Below are 13,867 nucleotides of genomic sequence, written 5' to 3'. Positions count from 1 at the left end.
AGGCTGGGCAGGAATCTGACCGGGAGGAGGGAAGCCATGAGCCAGCAGCGCAGAACATACAACCAGCGGCAGGCGCTGAGCCGCTATGAAGAGCGCCGGCGCCAAGAGGAGGCCCGACGGGAGATGCTCCAGCGGCGTCGGGAAAAGGAGCAAGAGAGCCGGGAACTGGCAAAGGGTCCCATTGATCTGCCTTTTTGCCTGTTGGTGCTGTTGCTGACGGCGGTAGGCCTTGTGATGCTGCTCTCCGCCAGCTTTCCCTCCGCCTACTATACCACGAAAAACAACGACCCAACCTACTACTTTGTGCGTCAGGGCGTCTTTGCCGTCATGGGGGTGGCGGCCATGTTTTTCATCGGCAAGATCAATTACCAGCGCTTCCGGGGCGTTGCAAAATTTTTGCTATACCTCTCCATCATTTTGCTGGTATTGGTCATTATTCCCGGCAACCCTCTGGCAGTGACCCGCAATAATGCCACTCGCTGGCTGGGAATTGGCGATTTGTTCACCTTCCAACCATCGGAGATTGCGAAAGTGGCGGTGGTGATTTATTTCTCCGACAGTATTTCCAAGAAAAAGGACCAGATGCGTAGCTTTCGCTATGGGATTCTGCCCTATGCCATCTGGCTGGTGGTGCTGGGAGGTCTGGTGGGCTTGGAACCACATCTCTCTGGCGCCATTTTGATCATGGGCGTAGGGGCTGCGCTGATGCTGGTGGGAGGTATCAATTGGGCCTGGGTCATCGGTGCCGTTGGCGCTGCCGGTGCCGCGATGTATCTGGTGTTGTTTGTCATCGGCTACAATACCTCTCGGATCACTTACTGGCTGAACCCGTGGGCGGATGCCCAGGGAGCGGGCTGGCAGCTATCCCAGAGCCTGATTACCATCGGCTCCGGAGGGCTGTGGGGTGTAGGCTTGGGCAAAAGCCGACAAAAATTCCTCTACCTGCCCGAGGAACACAATGATTTTATTTTCGCGATTATCTGTGAGGAGCTGGGACTGATTGGCGCCAGCATCATCATGTTGTTGTTTGCGGCGCTGATTCTCCGGGGTTACTGGATCGCCCTGCACGCGCGCGACCGGTTTGGAAGTCTTCTGGTGGTTGGTATTACCACACTGGTGGCTATGCAGACCTTTTTGAATATTGGTGTGGTGACGGGACTACTGCCCACCACGGGAATCTCCCTACCCTTTTTCAGCTATGGCGGTACCGCGCTGTCCATTCAGCTGGCGGAGATGGGAATTGTCCTGTCGGTATCCAGGCAGATGCGTCCGACAAGGGCAGGATAGAAGAGCGGGGGGAGTGTTCCCCCCAGTCAGGCTGTCGGGAGGGAATCTCCCGGCAGCCTGAACGCCGTTGCGGCACCGCGCTGAGAGCACCATTATTTTGGCAGGGAGAGAATTGGTATGGAAAAGAAATTGCATAAAATGATATTTACCTGTGGCGGAACAGCAGGACACATCAACCCGGCCATTGCCCTGGCACAGCTGGCGCGGGAAAAAGAGCCGACTGTGGAGATTCTCTTCGTGGGAGCGGAACGGGGCCTGGAAAAGGACCTGGTGCCAAAGGCGGGGTATCACTTTCGGACCGTTCACATCTCCAGCTTTCACCGCTCCTTCAAGCCCCATGAGATCAAACATAACCTGATTTCCGCCTGCAATCTGCTGCGCTCCCCCCGGGAAGCCCGGGCAATCCTTCGGGAATTTCAGCCCGATGTGGTAATCGGGACTGGAGGCTACGCTTCCTTTCCACTGGTAAAGGCGGCGGCCAAAGCGGGAATTCCCACCGCGGTCCATGAGTCCAACATGGTGCCTGGATTGACTACAGAAATGCTGGAGCCCTTCGCGAACCGGATTATGGTGGGCTTCGAATCCTGCCGGAAGTACTATAAGCACCCTCAGAAAGTGGCAGTGACTGGCACACCGGTACGGGAGGACTTTTTCGCCCTCACCAAGGCGCAGGCCAAGGAACAATTGGGCGTGAATGACGGCCGGCCGCTGGTGGTCTCCTTCTGGGGGTCTCTGGGAGCCTCTGGCATGAACCAGCAGATGGTAGACTTTTTGGCTCTGGAGGCAGCAAAGGAGCCCTTTCACCATATCCACGCGGCTGGGAGCGGGAATTTGACCGCCCTGAAGCACGCGCTGAAAGAGCGTGGTGTAGTATTGTCGGAGCACCCGGCGCTGGATGTGCGGGAATATATTTACGATATGGCCCGGGTCTGCCGAGCGGCGGACCTGGTGATTTGCCGTGCGGGAGCGTCTACGATCAGCGAGCTGACAGCGCTGGGGGTGCCGGCGCTGATGGTCCCATCCCCCTATGTCACCAACAACCACCAGGAGAAAAATGCCAGGGCGCTGGAGGAGTCGGGCGGTGCGGTGGTGCTGCTGGAGCGGGAGTGTTCCGGTCAGGCACTGTTCCAGGCGGCCAGCGGTATTCTGCGGGATGAGGAGCGCCGGGCAGAAATGGAGCGGTCCATGCTGTCGCTGGGAATTCGGGATGCCGGCGAGCGAATTTGGCAGACGGTGCTTGAAATCATCAAGTAACCAGTCTCCTGCGTTTTCCATAGGATGGAGCGTTGATTCATTCTTGGAAGCGGAGGGAGACATGTATGAGCCAGCTTTTGTTGAAAGGCGGCAGGCATTTGGACGGCGAGGTACAGATACAAGGGGCGAAAAACAGTGTGCTGCCGATCCTGGCGGCCACACTGCTGACGGGGGACGCTGTGGAACTGAAAAATTGCCCCCGGCTGAAGGACGTGGATGCCTCGGTGCGGATTTTACAGACCCTTGGCTGCGACGCCCACTGGGAGGCGGAGAAGCTGACGGTAAACGCCGCGCAGCTCAGCAGCTGTGCAATCTCGGACACGCTGATGCGGGAGATGCGCTCCTCTGCCATTTTCCTGGGGGCAATCTTGGCCCGGTGCGGCCGGGCGGAGATCAGCTACCCTGGTGGGTGCGAAGCGTGATGGGGCCATGGCTGCCGGCTGACGGAAAAGAGAGAAGAAGCATCGTGCGCACAGTGTCTGTGCGCACGATGCTTTTATGGCGCGGATAGCTTGTCCAGCCGCTGCACCGCATAATTAACAAAGCGCTTGACGGCGGGAGACGCCTGACGCAAAGAGGGGAGTGCAATGCCCAGCGTAATGGACTGAGGCGGAGAGAGGGGGAGCTTGGCGACATGGAACTGCCAGCGCTGGGTAATGAGGCTGTTCATAATGCTCATCCCCATGCCTTGCTCAATCAGGGCGGTGGCTGCAAAGTTTTCAAGCGTGGTAAAAGCGATTTGAGGAGAGAGATGGTGGCGGCGGAAGAGAGCTGTCACGTCGTCGTCCTGCCCCAGGGCGGGCATGATGAATTTCTCATACTGGCAGTTTGCCAGGGGATAGGAGGGACTGTGGGCCAGCGGGTGGTCTGCGGGCAGCACCGCCACCATCGGGTCCTCCGCCAGGGGAATCCAGTCATACTCCATGGGCTCCTCATAGCTGCAAAAGGCCAGATCCACCACCTTTTCCTCCAGCCATTTGATGTTTTCCTGACGAATTCCCTCCATCATGCGGATATGGATGCGGGGATAGGCCTCCTGAAAATTCTTGATGACAGAGGGAAGCCAGTGGGTGGCGATGCTAGAATAGGCGCTGATGGTGATATTGCCGATATTCAGTCCTCGGATTTCCGCGGAAATCTGGCTGAGACGGTCCTCCTGCTGCAGCAGGTCTCGCACGGCCAGCAGCACAGTCTCCCCATCAGAGGTGGGGCGAACCCCTTTTTTATCCCGGATCAAAAGCGGAAAGCCCAGCTCTTTTTCCAGCGCGTTGACCAGCTGGCACACGCCGGAGGGGGTATAGTTGATCTTCTCGGCCGCCTTGGAAAAGCTGCCGGTTTCCACAGACGCAACAAATGCCTTGTATCTGGAGTTCTCCATTCCACACCCTCCATCTATATTAAGGATTACTTAAAATAAATCTGATGATTTGTTTATTTACTTTCATATAAAACCATTATACAATATCACCATAGCCAGCGCAAGCTGAATATGGAAAGGAGTCTTTTTATGGAAAAGAAGAGGTTGGTTCCCAAGGCAATTACCTTTGACGTATACGGCACCCTGATTGACTGGGAGGGGGAAATCCGGAAGTATTTCTCGGATTTTATGGCCTCCAAGGGCATCACCAGCGCCACGCCGTATCAGGTTCAGCAGCGCTGGGAAGAGGTGCAGTTCGAGTACATCAAGACCTACCGGCCCTACCGCCAGGTCCTTAAGGATACCATGGCCCTCACCTGCCAGGAATTCGGCTTTGATTTTACCGAGGAGGACTGCGTTGCCTTCTCTGAGTCCATGGCGCACTGGAAGGCATTCCCCGACACGGTGGAGGCGATCAAGGAGCTGCGCAAGTATACCAAGTGCGTCATGCTGACCAACACAGATAAGGATATCGCTCCCGCGACCTTGTCCAATGCCGGCATTGAGGTGGATGGAATTGTCACCGCAGAGGACGCGGGCTGCTATAAGCCCAATCACGGCGGCTTCCTGCTCTCCCAAAAGCTTTTGGGCCTGACTGCCGATGAGATGATGCATGCAGGCTTTGGTTTCAAGTATGACGTGATTCCTGGCAACCAGCTGGGGTATCGCACCATCTGGGTGAACCGGCAGGGCATCGTCCGTCCTATTGACGGCGTCAGCGGAGAACTGCTGCAGTACTGCAAGGAGGATATTCTCTGTGGCGATCTGCAAACGCTGGCCTATATCATCAAGGGCATGCACCAGACCGATGTGGAAAACGGCTTTGCCGATTGATCCCTCTTACCTGAAGGAAGCCGCCGCGCCCATAGGCGCGGCGGCTTCCAAATTTGCGGCTTGCTGTAAGCTGCACTTATCCAAGGGGCAATCCGCTGCTCTTCACGATGGGGTGGAAGTCTCAGGGTTGTCAACTGGAAAAACACGAGAGCGCCCGCCTCCGGGCGCTCTTTTTGATAAATCACACAATTCGAGTTTCCACAGTGTCAACACCACACCACTGCCGCAGCAACTGGGAAAACCGATCCAGCCAGAGCTCCAGATCCCCTTTGCCGTCAAAGGTGTACAAGACGCTGAGAATGCTCCGGCGGCCTTTTTGAATCATGGCCCGCTGGCTGTCGCTGGTAGGGTTGCCGAAAGGACCCAGTGCATCGCACAGGGTGGGGAGATATTCGATATTGACACTGGCCTTTCCGATCCCCTCGTAGTGGACGCCCTCACCGGCCCGCGCCAGGATGACGTCTCCCTGAAGCTGGGAGACATCATAGGAGCCAATGGAATAGCCGGAGGAGACGGAGATCAGGTTGTTGATCTCCACCACGTTGTTGATATGGTACAGACCGTTGCTTTTAACGATGCGGCGGAGCATGGCCTCCGCCGCGTTGCGGTACTCGTGGGGAGATTTCCCCAGTGCTTTGTAGGCGCTGCGGGTGGCGGCGATATGGGGGATCTGAGCGATGCTGTCCAAGGTGTGGCATTCAGAGAGCTCCCGCAGGGTGTGTTCAAAGAGCTCCAGCAGAGCGGAAGAGCTGGGCGCCACCTGGGCCTCATATTGTAAAATGCCAAGTGCTGCCTCCGGACATCTGGCGCGGACCTCTTCGGAAATGGATATGTTCATGAATTGTCCTCCTGTATCAATGGGAGCGCAGAGGCGTTCCTCCCTGCGCTGGCCCTTCACTCAAACAGTATTATACAAGATTGGATTGCTTGTACAAAACAAAAAAATGTAAAAATGGTTTGAAGAATTTCTTCAAACGGGAATGACGGGTGCAGGTCTGGTAAGAAGCTATTATCTCTCCCGACTGTGGGCACCGCTGGGGAAAAAGCCACGGAAGAGCGCAAGGCAGGGGTTGGTGTTTTGCGGGCGCCACATGGCCTCAATAGGCATGGGGACACGAATATCGGCCAGAGAGACGCAGCAGGCATCGGGATGATAGGCCAGAGTCGCCTTTTCCGGCAGTAGGGAGACGCCATGCTCCAGCTGAACAAGAGTCATCAGAGTCTCTAAGCGGTTGGTTTCCATCAGATTGGCAGGATAAAAATTCCGCTGACGGTAGAGTGTCTGCAGCAGCTCGAAATAGCTGGGATTTTCAATCCTGCTGATTTGAAGAAAGGTCTCCCGGCTGAAGTCCCGCAGCCTCAGCTCCTGACCGCCTGCTATATAGCCCTGCAAAGCGCCTTTTCCCAGGAAAAGGGCCATTTGATCTACAAAGATGGTCCGGCTGAGCAATTCCCCACTGTAGGGCGAGCCCTCACGGATCAGGGAATAGGCAATGCCCAGGTCCAGACCTCCTGTAGAGAGATGCTGGATCAACTGGCGCGCCCCCAGTTCTTCTACGGAGACCTGCACGTTGGGATAGTGTTTGAAAAAGCGATCCAGAATGGGAGAGAGCACCACACGGGCGGAACCCTGATATCCCACCTTGAGAAAGCCGCGGTCCCCCTCCAGCAGGTTTTTGGCGGAGACCAGAAATCTGGCGCTGGCGGCACAAATTTCACGGGCAACTGGCAGCAAGTGGAGGCCGCTGGGCGTCAGAGTGACGTGTTTGCGGTCTCTGATGAACAGCTGCAGGCCCAATTCGTCCTCCAGGTTTTGAATATGCCGGCTGAGCGATGGCTGAGAGAGATACATACGTTCCGCGGCCGTGGTGAAGTTGAGCGTTTCAGCGGCTGCTACAAAGCACTGGATTTGCTTGAACTCCATAGTCCCACCTCTTCCGGGAGGCGCCCTCCTGATGGGCACATTATTTTCCTTGGATACTTGTATTATAGAGAAAGTGCATAAGAAAATCAAGAGTTGATATTGGACAAAACGCATATGACAACTGATAATAATAACAGTTTTTATAGCAAAATCTACGACAAAAATGAATAAGAAATGAGGGAAATGAAGTGGATGTGTCAACACGAGTCGACAGGCTGCGGGAGGAAATGCGCAGACAGGAGATTGGCCTTGCGCTGATTTTGGGACATGAAAACATGTTCTATTACAGCAATTACAAGGCTATCATTTACTCCCGCCAGATCATCATTACGGTGGACGAAAAGCGGGTCAGCGCCATTGTTCCCGGCCTGGAGGAGGACCATGCCAAGGCTCATGCCACGGTGGACCAGGTTCTCGTCTACTATGAGCACCCGGAAAAGGTGGCTCAGGGCGGCAGCTATCAATACTTCCTGGACGGCATGCTGGCGGAGTTGCCCAAGGGTGCCCGTGTCGGTGTGGAGTTGGGAGCTATCCCCATGGGCATGGCTCTTTACATCCAAAACCAGGGGTTTACCCTGTGCGATATCGGCACTTTTATCCAGCATGAGCGCTACATCAAAAGCGCTGAGGAGATCGCCATGATGGAAAAGGCAGGCGACCTTGTCAGCAAGGCCATGGCCGCGAGCCTGGAACAGGTCCGCCCAGGCGTCACAGAGATGGATATGGACCAGTTTGGCAACGCCTTGATTATGGAGGAGACTCCGCGGCTCTACCCGGGTGCCACGCTGGACATCTTCGTGATGTCTCCCGGCGGGCTGGCCCGCACCAACATGCCTCATGTATTCTCCAATACCCGGAAATATCAGGAGAATGAGATCGTGCTTCACAGCCGTCAGGTGGGGCTGGACGGCTATCGGGCAGAGATTGAGAGGACATTCTTCCTGGGAAAGCCTTCCGACAAACAGCGGGAGGTATTCCGGGTGATGACCGAGGCTCAGCAGACCATGCTGGACGGCATCCGGCCCGGTATGACCGCTGGCGAAGCGGATGCTCTGGGCCGCCGGGTGATCCAGAAAGCGGGGCTCGGAGAATACTCCAACCACCGCTGTGGACACGGCATCGGCCTGGGGCTGCATGAGGAACCCTATCTGCGGTTTGACAATGACCTGGTCCTGGAGGAGGGCATGTCTTTCTCCATTGAGCCAGGCATCTATATTCCAGAGCTTGGCGGTTTCCGCCACTCTGACACCGTGATTCTGACCAAGGGCGGCAGCCGAAAGATTACCCAGTGCAAGCGGGAACTGGAGGAGCTAATTTTCTGAGCAGGGACACACCACCTACGTGGATGATAAAAAAATCAAGAAGGGAGGAGCGCGCATATGAAATTCAAGTACGTGGAAAACGATCCCATGGACCAGGTACCGGCTCCTGTGGGGAAAATGGTTCTTACGATGGTGGGATGCATCGGCTATATGGCGGTGTATCTGCTGATTTGGTGCGCAATCTACGGCTGGCGGCCGTAACGCGCGGATAAGACAGAAAGGAGAAGTGTTATGGGCCCTAAGATCTTTGCACTCATTGTGATCCTGGTGTTCTTCGCTATGATGATTGGAATCGGTTTTTACTACAATAAAAAAGGACAGGCCGATACGAACTCCGACGACTATATCCTGGCAGGCCGGAAGGCGCCGCTGCTGATCGTGGCGGGTTCTTTGTTTGCCACCTGGGTCAGCTCCGCCACGGTCATGGGCTATGCCGGCAGCGGCTTCACCGTGGGGCTGGGGGCGTATTGGTCCGGCGCCAGCTTCATTGCCGCCACCATGTGGATGGGCATCTGGATAATTCCCCGCCTCCGCAAGGCGGGCATCACTACGGTGCCGGAGCTGTTCGAGCACTACTTCGGACCGGCCCACCGGTTGGTAGCGCTGCTGCTGAGCCTGGGACGCGACCTGGGCGTGATTGCCTCCATCTCCATTGCCCTGGCACAGATTTTCCAGTCCCTGTTTGGCATCAGCCAGCTTGCCGCGCTTTGCATCACGGTGGGTGTGGTGCTGGTGTTCACAGCTTCCGGCGGCATGTGGGCTGTGCTGGTAACGGACACCATCCAGTCCGCTATGATCATTGTGGGCTCTGTGGTCCTGATTCCTCTGGGCATCTGGAAGGCAGGCGGTTTTGCGGCATTTTGCGCGCAGGTTCCGGCCACCCATGTCAATCCTGTTTCCGCCGGTTTCTCCCAGACACTGGGATGGATTTTGCTGGGGTGCTTCATTTCCTTCGCCTATCAGACCGTGCTGCAGCGGGGGCTGGCAGCCAAGGATGACGAGACTGCCAAAAAGTGTTTCCTGTACGGCGGCGGCATGGCAATGCTGTGGTACATCACCCCCTTCATGGTGGGGATGGTGGCCAGGGTGGTTTATCCCACCATCAACGCCTCTGACGCCTACCTCACCATGTGCAATATCCTGGGACCATATGCCGGGGCATTCTTTGTGGTGTGTCTGATGGCGTCCTGTATGTCCACCATCAGTTCCTGCATTCTGACTACCACGGCCAACATCACCCTGGACGTCTACAAACGGTTCCTCAACCCGAAGGCATCTGACAAGCAGGTAGTCAAGCTGCAGAGAATTTGCCTGTTCGTCATCGTGATCGTCTGCGCCTGGGTGGGGAAGATGCTGCCCTATATCCTGGAACTATTCTGGATAGGAGGCCGGATTATGGCCTCTGGCCTGGCGCCGGTGTTTGTGGCAATCATCCTCTGGCCAAGAGCGCGCCGCGCACCAAAGGCAACTCTGCTTGCAATGATTTGCGGCGCCGCATTCAATATCGCGGCTCAGGCCTACCAGAGCAGTGCATTTGCTGCCATGGGAGGACAGAACGACGTGGTCACTCTGTTCACGCTGGACCCGGTGCTGGCTGGGCTGCCCGCCTGCTTCGTGGTGCTGATTGTGGGCGTCCTGCTAGAGACTCGGGGCCAGACCCGGGAATACCTGCTGCAATATAAAGCAGACTGACAAGAGGAGGAGATGCTGTGATTTACATCTTTGAATTTGACATCGTACCCGGAAAAACAGATGAGTTTTTTGACTTCATGAAAGCCGAGGGCGCGCCCTTCTGGACACAGTTTGAAGAGGTGGACAAATACGAGGTTTTTATGAAGCTGGGGGGCTCCCCCTTGTATGAAGGCCACGTCTACTTTAAAAGCTTCGAGGATTTCGACAAGGTTCGCAGTCATCCCGACTTTGGCAAGGTTGCCAAAAAGACTGCCGCCTATGCGGTCAATATGCAAAGAAGGTTCCTGATGGAACAGGTTACTTACGAGTGAACCAAAAGACGCCGGCCCCGGATTGTTCCGGGGCCGGCGTCTTGGCGCGTGGGAAAACTTCTGTCGAGAGGCGGAGAATCGCTGCGATTTCCCCACGCGCATGAGAACGGAGCGTTTACAGCTGTCCCGCATAAATGCAAACCACCCTCATATGGATAGATATGGGGGGAGGCGTATTTTATGGAGGAACACAAGGCGCACGGAAGAGAACGTGTGGAAAGAGAGGTGGTGTTTGTTCCTGGTGGAGAGATTTTACAGACTCCAGAAGCGGTTGTCGAGCAGGTGCTGCTCAGGCTGCTGCGGCAGATGACAAAATGGGGAACTGAAAATCGAATGGAAGCGCAGATTCGAGAGATACGGAAGGGGACCACGGAGTGAGGAGGCTGTCATGCATAAAACTGTGGACCGCCGGCCGGTGCTGATCTACTGCCGGGAGAGTCGGGATGAAAATGGTGAGTCCTATGAGCGGATTGAGACTCAGCGGGACATCCTGCTGGACTTTTGTCGGCGGCGCGGGCTGGTAAATGTGGTGGATGTGATCCTGGATGACGATACCTCCGGCACCAGCTTCCGGCGGTTTGATCCGGTGATTGAACGTGTCCGGCAGGGAGAGATTCAGGTTCTGGTCTTTAAGGATGCCTCCCGCCTGGGCAGAAATTTAAAGGAGAGCCTGATCTTTGTAGACCTGGTGGAGAGCTGCGGTGCGGAAATCCTCTTTGAGAGCGAGGAATATAACGAGGATTTTTTTCCGCTCAAGGCGTGGTTCAATGAGCAGCGGGCCAAGGAGGATGGACAGAAAATTCGCCGTGTGCTGCGGCACAAGATGGAGGCTGGCACCCTTTTGATAAAACCATTTTACGGCTACAGGCCGGGAGAGGCCGGCAGACTGGTGCCGGACGAACAGACCGCCAGCGTGGTCCGGTGGATTTTTCAGCAGGCACAGCTGGGGCGGGGGAGTGGGGAGATCGCCGGGGCACTGAACCGGAAAGGACTCCCCACGCCGTCCCAGGCCGCGGGATATGAACATGCCGCTGCCTGCTGGAACGCCCAGCACATCCGCCGGATCTTGACAAATTCAGTGTATGTGGGCACGATGGTCTACAACCGCACAGGCCGGAAGAGCTATAAAAATAAAACCACCATTCGCCGCCCGGAGACAGAGTGGATTATTTTGGAGAACCACCATGAGCCGCTGGTTCCCCGGGAGCTGTTTAACTCTCTGCAAAGACCCGCCCGCCGTCAGGAGCGGCGTACTGCCGTGAGCCGGCCTTTTTCGGGCCTGCTGCGCTGCGGAAGATGCGGAAGCCCCTTGGTTCTCCGAAGTCGGAAAAACCGGCCGGACGCGTATATCTGTGGGAAAAACCATCGGGAGGGCGCCGTCAGCGGCAGGGACGGCTGCACACCGCACCATGTGCGGGAATCTGTGCTCTATGAGGCGGCACTGAAATACCTGGAGCGGCTGCTGCGCTCCTCCAGTCTGAATCCGGAGGCCATCGCGGACAGGCTGGACAGCGGGGAGCGGAACCGGAGGACGGAGCTGGAGAAGAAACTGGGGCGGGTGCGGAACATGATTGACCAAATGTATGACGACAGGCTCAGAGGTGTGATATCAGAGGAGCTGTTTGTCCGAAAATATGCCTCCTGTGTCGCTGAAGAAGAGACGCTGGAGGCTCAGCTGCGCTCCGTTGCAGCGCGGCGGCCAGGGCAAAACCAATTGACAGGGATTCGGCTGGACGATATAATATTACATTTAGATAAGAGAATTTTGACCAAGGAACTGGCAAGAACGCTTTTTGACCGCATTCTGGTCTATGAACCGGGGGAGCTTCCCGCAAAGGCGCCATTTGCCATGCCGGAGGAACTCCAAGTGCGGGTTCAAACTTGCGGCGGCATTGTGTTTGTGGAAAACATGGCATCTTCGGCACCACAGAGTATCACACCGGGGTGGGTGTGAACTGGGACCGCGGCCCATCGACCTGCATCTGTCAGGATTGCGCACGCTGGGAGCGGAGATTGATGACACCGGCGGCATGCTCCACTGTCGGGCAGCGCGGCTGCGGGGCAGGGAAATTGTGCTGAGTCTGCCCTCTGTGGGGGCCACAGAGAATCTGATGCTGGCTGCCTGCGGGGCGGAGGGAACCACCTCCATCTGCAATGCTGCCAGAGAGCCGGAGATTACAGACTTACAGAATTTTCTAAACGCCTGTGGAGCCCGGGTATCCGGCGCAGGAAGCACCACCGTGGTGATTGAGGGCGGACACAAGCTCCATGGATGTACGTATACAGTGATGCCGGACCGCATTGTAGCGGGCACATATTTATGCGCGGCGGCAGCTGCCGGCGGGACGGTCCTTCTGCAGGGGGCCAGGGAACAGCATCTTGCCACAGTGACCGCCGTACTGCGGGAGGCCGGGTGTGACATTGTTTCAGACAGCGCAGGGATTGCGTGTGTCTGCCGGCGCAGGCTACGGGCGGTTCGGCCTGTGCGGACCGCACCCTATCCTGGATTTCCCACCGACGCGCAGGCCATCCTGATGGCGGCGCTGCTGCGCAGCCGGGGAGCGACGGTGTTTGAGGAAAATATTTTTGAAAACCGCTATCGGCATGTAGATGAGCTGGCCCGCATGGGGGCGGACATTCAGGTGTCCGGCCGCACAGCGGTAGTGACCGGTGTGGAGACTCTGCGGGGCGCACCGGTGCGGTGTACGGATCTTCGGGGCGGCGCGGCACTTTGTGTTGCGGCGCTAGCGGCAGAGGGGGAGACCCGCATTGCGGAGATTGGACACATTGACCGTGGCTATGAGAGGATAGAGAGGGATCTGCGGGCCTTGGGCGCGGAGATCGAACGAATTGAGTAGTCCGGGCTGATCGACGGACGGAGAAGGACGGAAAAATCCACTGCCGGGATTACAACATCTTGCAATCGACAGACTTTTCCTGGCAGGTGAAGTACAATCAAGGAGGGTTTCCGCGAAAGCAGGTCTTTTGCGGATGAGGTGGAAGAACATGGGCAGATATTCAAAACGAAGACGACGCAGGGGAAGCTCCGGCTTTCTCTATAAGCTGCTGTCCGTGTTGGCAATCTGCGGCTGTCTCATCGCGGCGCTGACGCTGTTTTTCCGGGTGGACACTATTGCGGTCAGCGGCCAGGGCCGCTATACGGCTCAGGAGATTCAGGCGGCTTCCGGTATTCAGGAGGGTGACAATCTGCTGCTGCTGAACAAACACAGCGCTTCAGGGAATATTTCAGAAAAGCTGCCCTATATTGAGGAAATCCGGATTCACAAGCGCCTGCCGGATACGCTGGAGATTGAGGTGCGGGAGTGCACCGCGCCGGTGGCGGTGGTGCAGGATAACATCACATGGCTGATCAGCGCCGGGGGCAAGAGCGGCAGAGGCAAGATCGTAGATCAGACAGATGCGTCGGCGGCTGCCAATTACGCGGTGGTGTCCGGCTGTACGTTGCTGGCCCCCTCCGTAGGGGGAGAGGTCGTCCTGGCCAGTGAGTTCAGTGTGCAGCAGGAAAGCCTGCTCAGCCTGCTCTCTGCGCTGGATGAGGCAGATATGCTGGGAGAGGTGGATGGCATTCATCTGGACGATCTCTCCGTGATTCGAATGGACTACTTGGGGCGTTTCACCGTAAAACTGCCCTACAGCGCGGACTATGCCACCAAGATGAAAATTTTGAGCATGGCGATTGAGAGCGACTACGTCCAGGACAATATGACCGGCACCTTTGACATGACCCGGGAAGACGGCAGAGTATATCTGGATCAGAGCACCCGATAGACGGGCCGCGGAGACAACTGGGAACAGGAGCTGATTT

At 56.6% G+C, this 13,867-nt stretch carries 15 protein-coding genes; 12 read left to right on the top strand and 3 right to left on the bottom strand.

Going from position 1 to position 13,867, the window contains the following annotated elements; genetic code table 11:
* The first annotated feature begins 36 nt into the window (after positions 1-36).
* From ftsW to KJS55_RS02040, 3 genes are all read left to right on the top strand, one after another.
* Positions 37-1,287 (top strand): putative lipid II flippase FtsW, encoded by a 1,251-nt coding sequence (ftsW, locus tag KJS55_RS02050; protein WP_213542589.1) that lies wholly within the window; start codon positions 37-39, stop codon positions 1,285-1,287.
* Positions 1,288-1,404: 117 nt separating this feature from the next.
* The gene (gene murG / locus KJS55_RS02045) at positions 1,405-2,541 is read left to right on the top strand and encodes an undecaprenyldiphospho-muramoylpentapeptide beta-N-acetylglucosaminyltransferase (RefSeq protein WP_187031716.1); all 1,137 of its coding nucleotides are present in this window, start codon (positions 1,405-1,407) and stop codon (positions 2,539-2,541) included.
* Between the two features lie 65 nt (positions 2,542-2,606).
* Positions 2,607-2,963, top strand: a complete 357-nt coding sequence (locus tag KJS55_RS02040; RefSeq protein ID WP_187031718.1) for a UDP-N-acetylglucosamine 1-carboxyvinyltransferase — start codon at positions 2,607-2,609, stop codon at positions 2,961-2,963.
* Between the two features lie 74 nt (positions 2,964-3,037).
* On the opposite strand, the gene KJS55_RS02035 is transcribed toward KJS55_RS02040, so the two are convergent.
* Positions 3,038-3,919 (bottom strand): LysR family transcriptional regulator, encoded by an 882-nt coding sequence (locus KJS55_RS02035; protein WP_187031720.1) that lies wholly within the window; start codon positions 3,917-3,919, stop codon positions 3,038-3,040.
* Between the two features lie 129 nt (positions 3,920-4,048).
* Between KJS55_RS02035 and KJS55_RS02030 the strand changes: the two genes are divergently transcribed.
* Positions 4,049-4,792, top strand: coding sequence for an HAD-IA family hydrolase (locus KJS55_RS02030; RefSeq protein WP_187031722.1), 744 nt, complete (start codon positions 4,049-4,051; stop codon positions 4,790-4,792).
* A gap of 181 nt (positions 4,793-4,973) precedes the next feature.
* On the opposite strand, the gene KJS55_RS02025 is transcribed toward KJS55_RS02030, so the two are convergent.
* Both KJS55_RS02025 and KJS55_RS02020 read right to left on the bottom strand, forming a co-directional pair.
* Positions 4,974-5,630, bottom strand: coding sequence for a B3/B4 domain-containing protein (locus tag KJS55_RS02025; RefSeq protein ID WP_187031724.1), 657 nt, complete (start codon positions 5,628-5,630; stop codon positions 4,974-4,976).
* Between the two features lie 171 nt (positions 5,631-5,801).
* On the bottom strand, positions 5,802-6,716 hold the full coding sequence (locus tag KJS55_RS02020) for a LysR family transcriptional regulator (RefSeq protein ID WP_187031725.1): 915 nt from the start codon (positions 6,714-6,716) through the stop codon (positions 5,802-5,804).
* Between the two features lie 194 nt (positions 6,717-6,910).
* On the opposite strand from KJS55_RS02020, the gene KJS55_RS02015 reads away from it, so the two are divergent.
* The 8 genes from KJS55_RS02015 (at position 6,911) to KJS55_RS01980 (ending at position 13,830) form a co-directional block, all read left to right on the top strand.
* The gene (locus KJS55_RS02015; RefSeq protein ID WP_207724390.1) at positions 6,911-8,038 is read left to right on the top strand and encodes a M24 family metallopeptidase; all 1,128 of its coding nucleotides are present in this window, start codon (positions 6,911-6,913) and stop codon (positions 8,036-8,038) included.
* Positions 8,039-8,095: 57 nt separating this feature from the next.
* Positions 8,096-8,239, top strand: a complete 144-nt coding sequence (locus KJS55_RS02010) for a hypothetical protein (protein ID WP_187031727.1) — start codon at positions 8,096-8,098, stop codon at positions 8,237-8,239.
* 30 nt (positions 8,240-8,269) lie between these two features.
* Positions 8,270-9,730 carry a sodium:solute symporter family protein gene (locus tag KJS55_RS02005; protein WP_187031728.1) on the top strand — a complete coding sequence of 487 codons (1,461 nt, stop codon included), beginning with the start codon at positions 8,270-8,272 and terminating at the stop codon, positions 9,728-9,730.
* A gap of 17 nt (positions 9,731-9,747) precedes the next feature.
* Positions 9,748-10,041 carry a hypothetical protein gene (locus KJS55_RS02000; protein WP_187031729.1) on the top strand — a complete coding sequence of 98 codons (294 nt, stop codon included), beginning with the start codon at positions 9,748-9,750 and terminating at the stop codon, positions 10,039-10,041.
* Between the two features lie 180 nt (positions 10,042-10,221).
* Positions 10,222-10,419: a hypothetical protein gene (locus tag KJS55_RS01995; RefSeq protein WP_213542588.1), complete on the top strand. Its 198-nt coding sequence runs from the start codon at positions 10,222-10,224 to the stop codon at positions 10,417-10,419.
* Positions 10,420-10,429: 10 nt separating this feature from the next.
* Positions 10,430-11,995, top strand: coding sequence for a recombinase family protein (locus KJS55_RS01990; protein WP_187031731.1), 1,566 nt, complete (start codon positions 10,430-10,432; stop codon positions 11,993-11,995).
* Positions 11,940-12,899, top strand: a complete 960-nt coding sequence (locus KJS55_RS01985) for a UDP-N-acetylglucosamine 1-carboxyvinyltransferase (protein ID WP_187031785.1) — start codon at positions 11,940-11,942, stop codon at positions 12,897-12,899. The genes KJS55_RS01990 and KJS55_RS01985 overlap by 56 nt, the downstream gene beginning before the upstream one ends.
* Positions 12,900-13,047: 148 nt before the next feature.
* The gene (locus tag KJS55_RS01980; protein ID WP_187031733.1) at positions 13,048-13,830 is read left to right on the top strand and encodes a cell division protein FtsQ/DivIB; all 783 of its coding nucleotides are present in this window, start codon (positions 13,048-13,050) and stop codon (positions 13,828-13,830) included.
* The last annotated feature ends 37 nt before the right edge of the window (positions 13,831-13,867 follow it).

The sequence above is a fragment of the Pusillibacter faecalis genome, assembly GCF_018408705.1.
Taxonomy (GTDB): Bacteria; Bacillota; Clostridia; order Oscillospirales; family Oscillospiraceae; genus Oscillibacter; species Oscillibacter faecalis.
This window is presented reverse-complemented; position numbering and strand designations above follow the sequence as displayed.

Bases quoted from the DNA above. Each gene is read 5' to 3' on its own strand.
- ftsW (WP_213542589.1), top strand. From the start codon at position 37: ATGAGCCAGCAGCGCAGAACATACAACCAGCGGCAGGCGCTGAGCCGC.
- murG (WP_187031716.1), top strand. From the start codon at position 1,405: ATGGAAAAGAAATTGCATAAAATGATATTTACCTGTGGCGGAACAGCA.
- KJS55_RS02040 (WP_187031718.1), top strand. From the start codon at position 2,607: ATGAGCCAGCTTTTGTTGAAAGGCGGCAGGCATTTGGACGGCGAGGTA.
- KJS55_RS02035 (WP_187031720.1), bottom strand. From the start codon at position 3,919: ATGGAGAACTCCAGATACAAGGCATTTGTTGCGTCTGTGGAAACCGGC.
- KJS55_RS02030 (WP_187031722.1), top strand. From the start codon at position 4,049: ATGGAAAAGAAGAGGTTGGTTCCCAAGGCAATTACCTTTGACGTATAC.
- KJS55_RS02025 (WP_187031724.1), bottom strand. From the start codon at position 5,630: ATGAACATATCCATTTCCGAAGAGGTCCGCGCCAGATGTCCGGAGGCA.
- KJS55_RS02020 (WP_187031725.1), bottom strand. From the start codon at position 6,716: ATGGAGTTCAAGCAAATCCAGTGCTTTGTAGCAGCCGCTGAAACGCTC.
- KJS55_RS02010 (WP_187031727.1), top strand. From the start codon at position 8,096: ATGAAATTCAAGTACGTGGAAAACGATCCCATGGACCAGGTACCGGCT.
- KJS55_RS02005 (WP_187031728.1), top strand. From the start codon at position 8,270: ATGGGCCCTAAGATCTTTGCACTCATTGTGATCCTGGTGTTCTTCGCT.
- KJS55_RS01995 (WP_213542588.1), top strand. From the start codon at position 10,222: ATGGAGGAACACAAGGCGCACGGAAGAGAACGTGTGGAAAGAGAGGTG.
- KJS55_RS01990 (WP_187031731.1), top strand. From the start codon at position 10,430: ATGCATAAAACTGTGGACCGCCGGCCGGTGCTGATCTACTGCCGGGAG.
- KJS55_RS01980 (WP_187031733.1), top strand. From the start codon at position 13,048: ATGGGCAGATATTCAAAACGAAGACGACGCAGGGGAAGCTCCGGCTTT.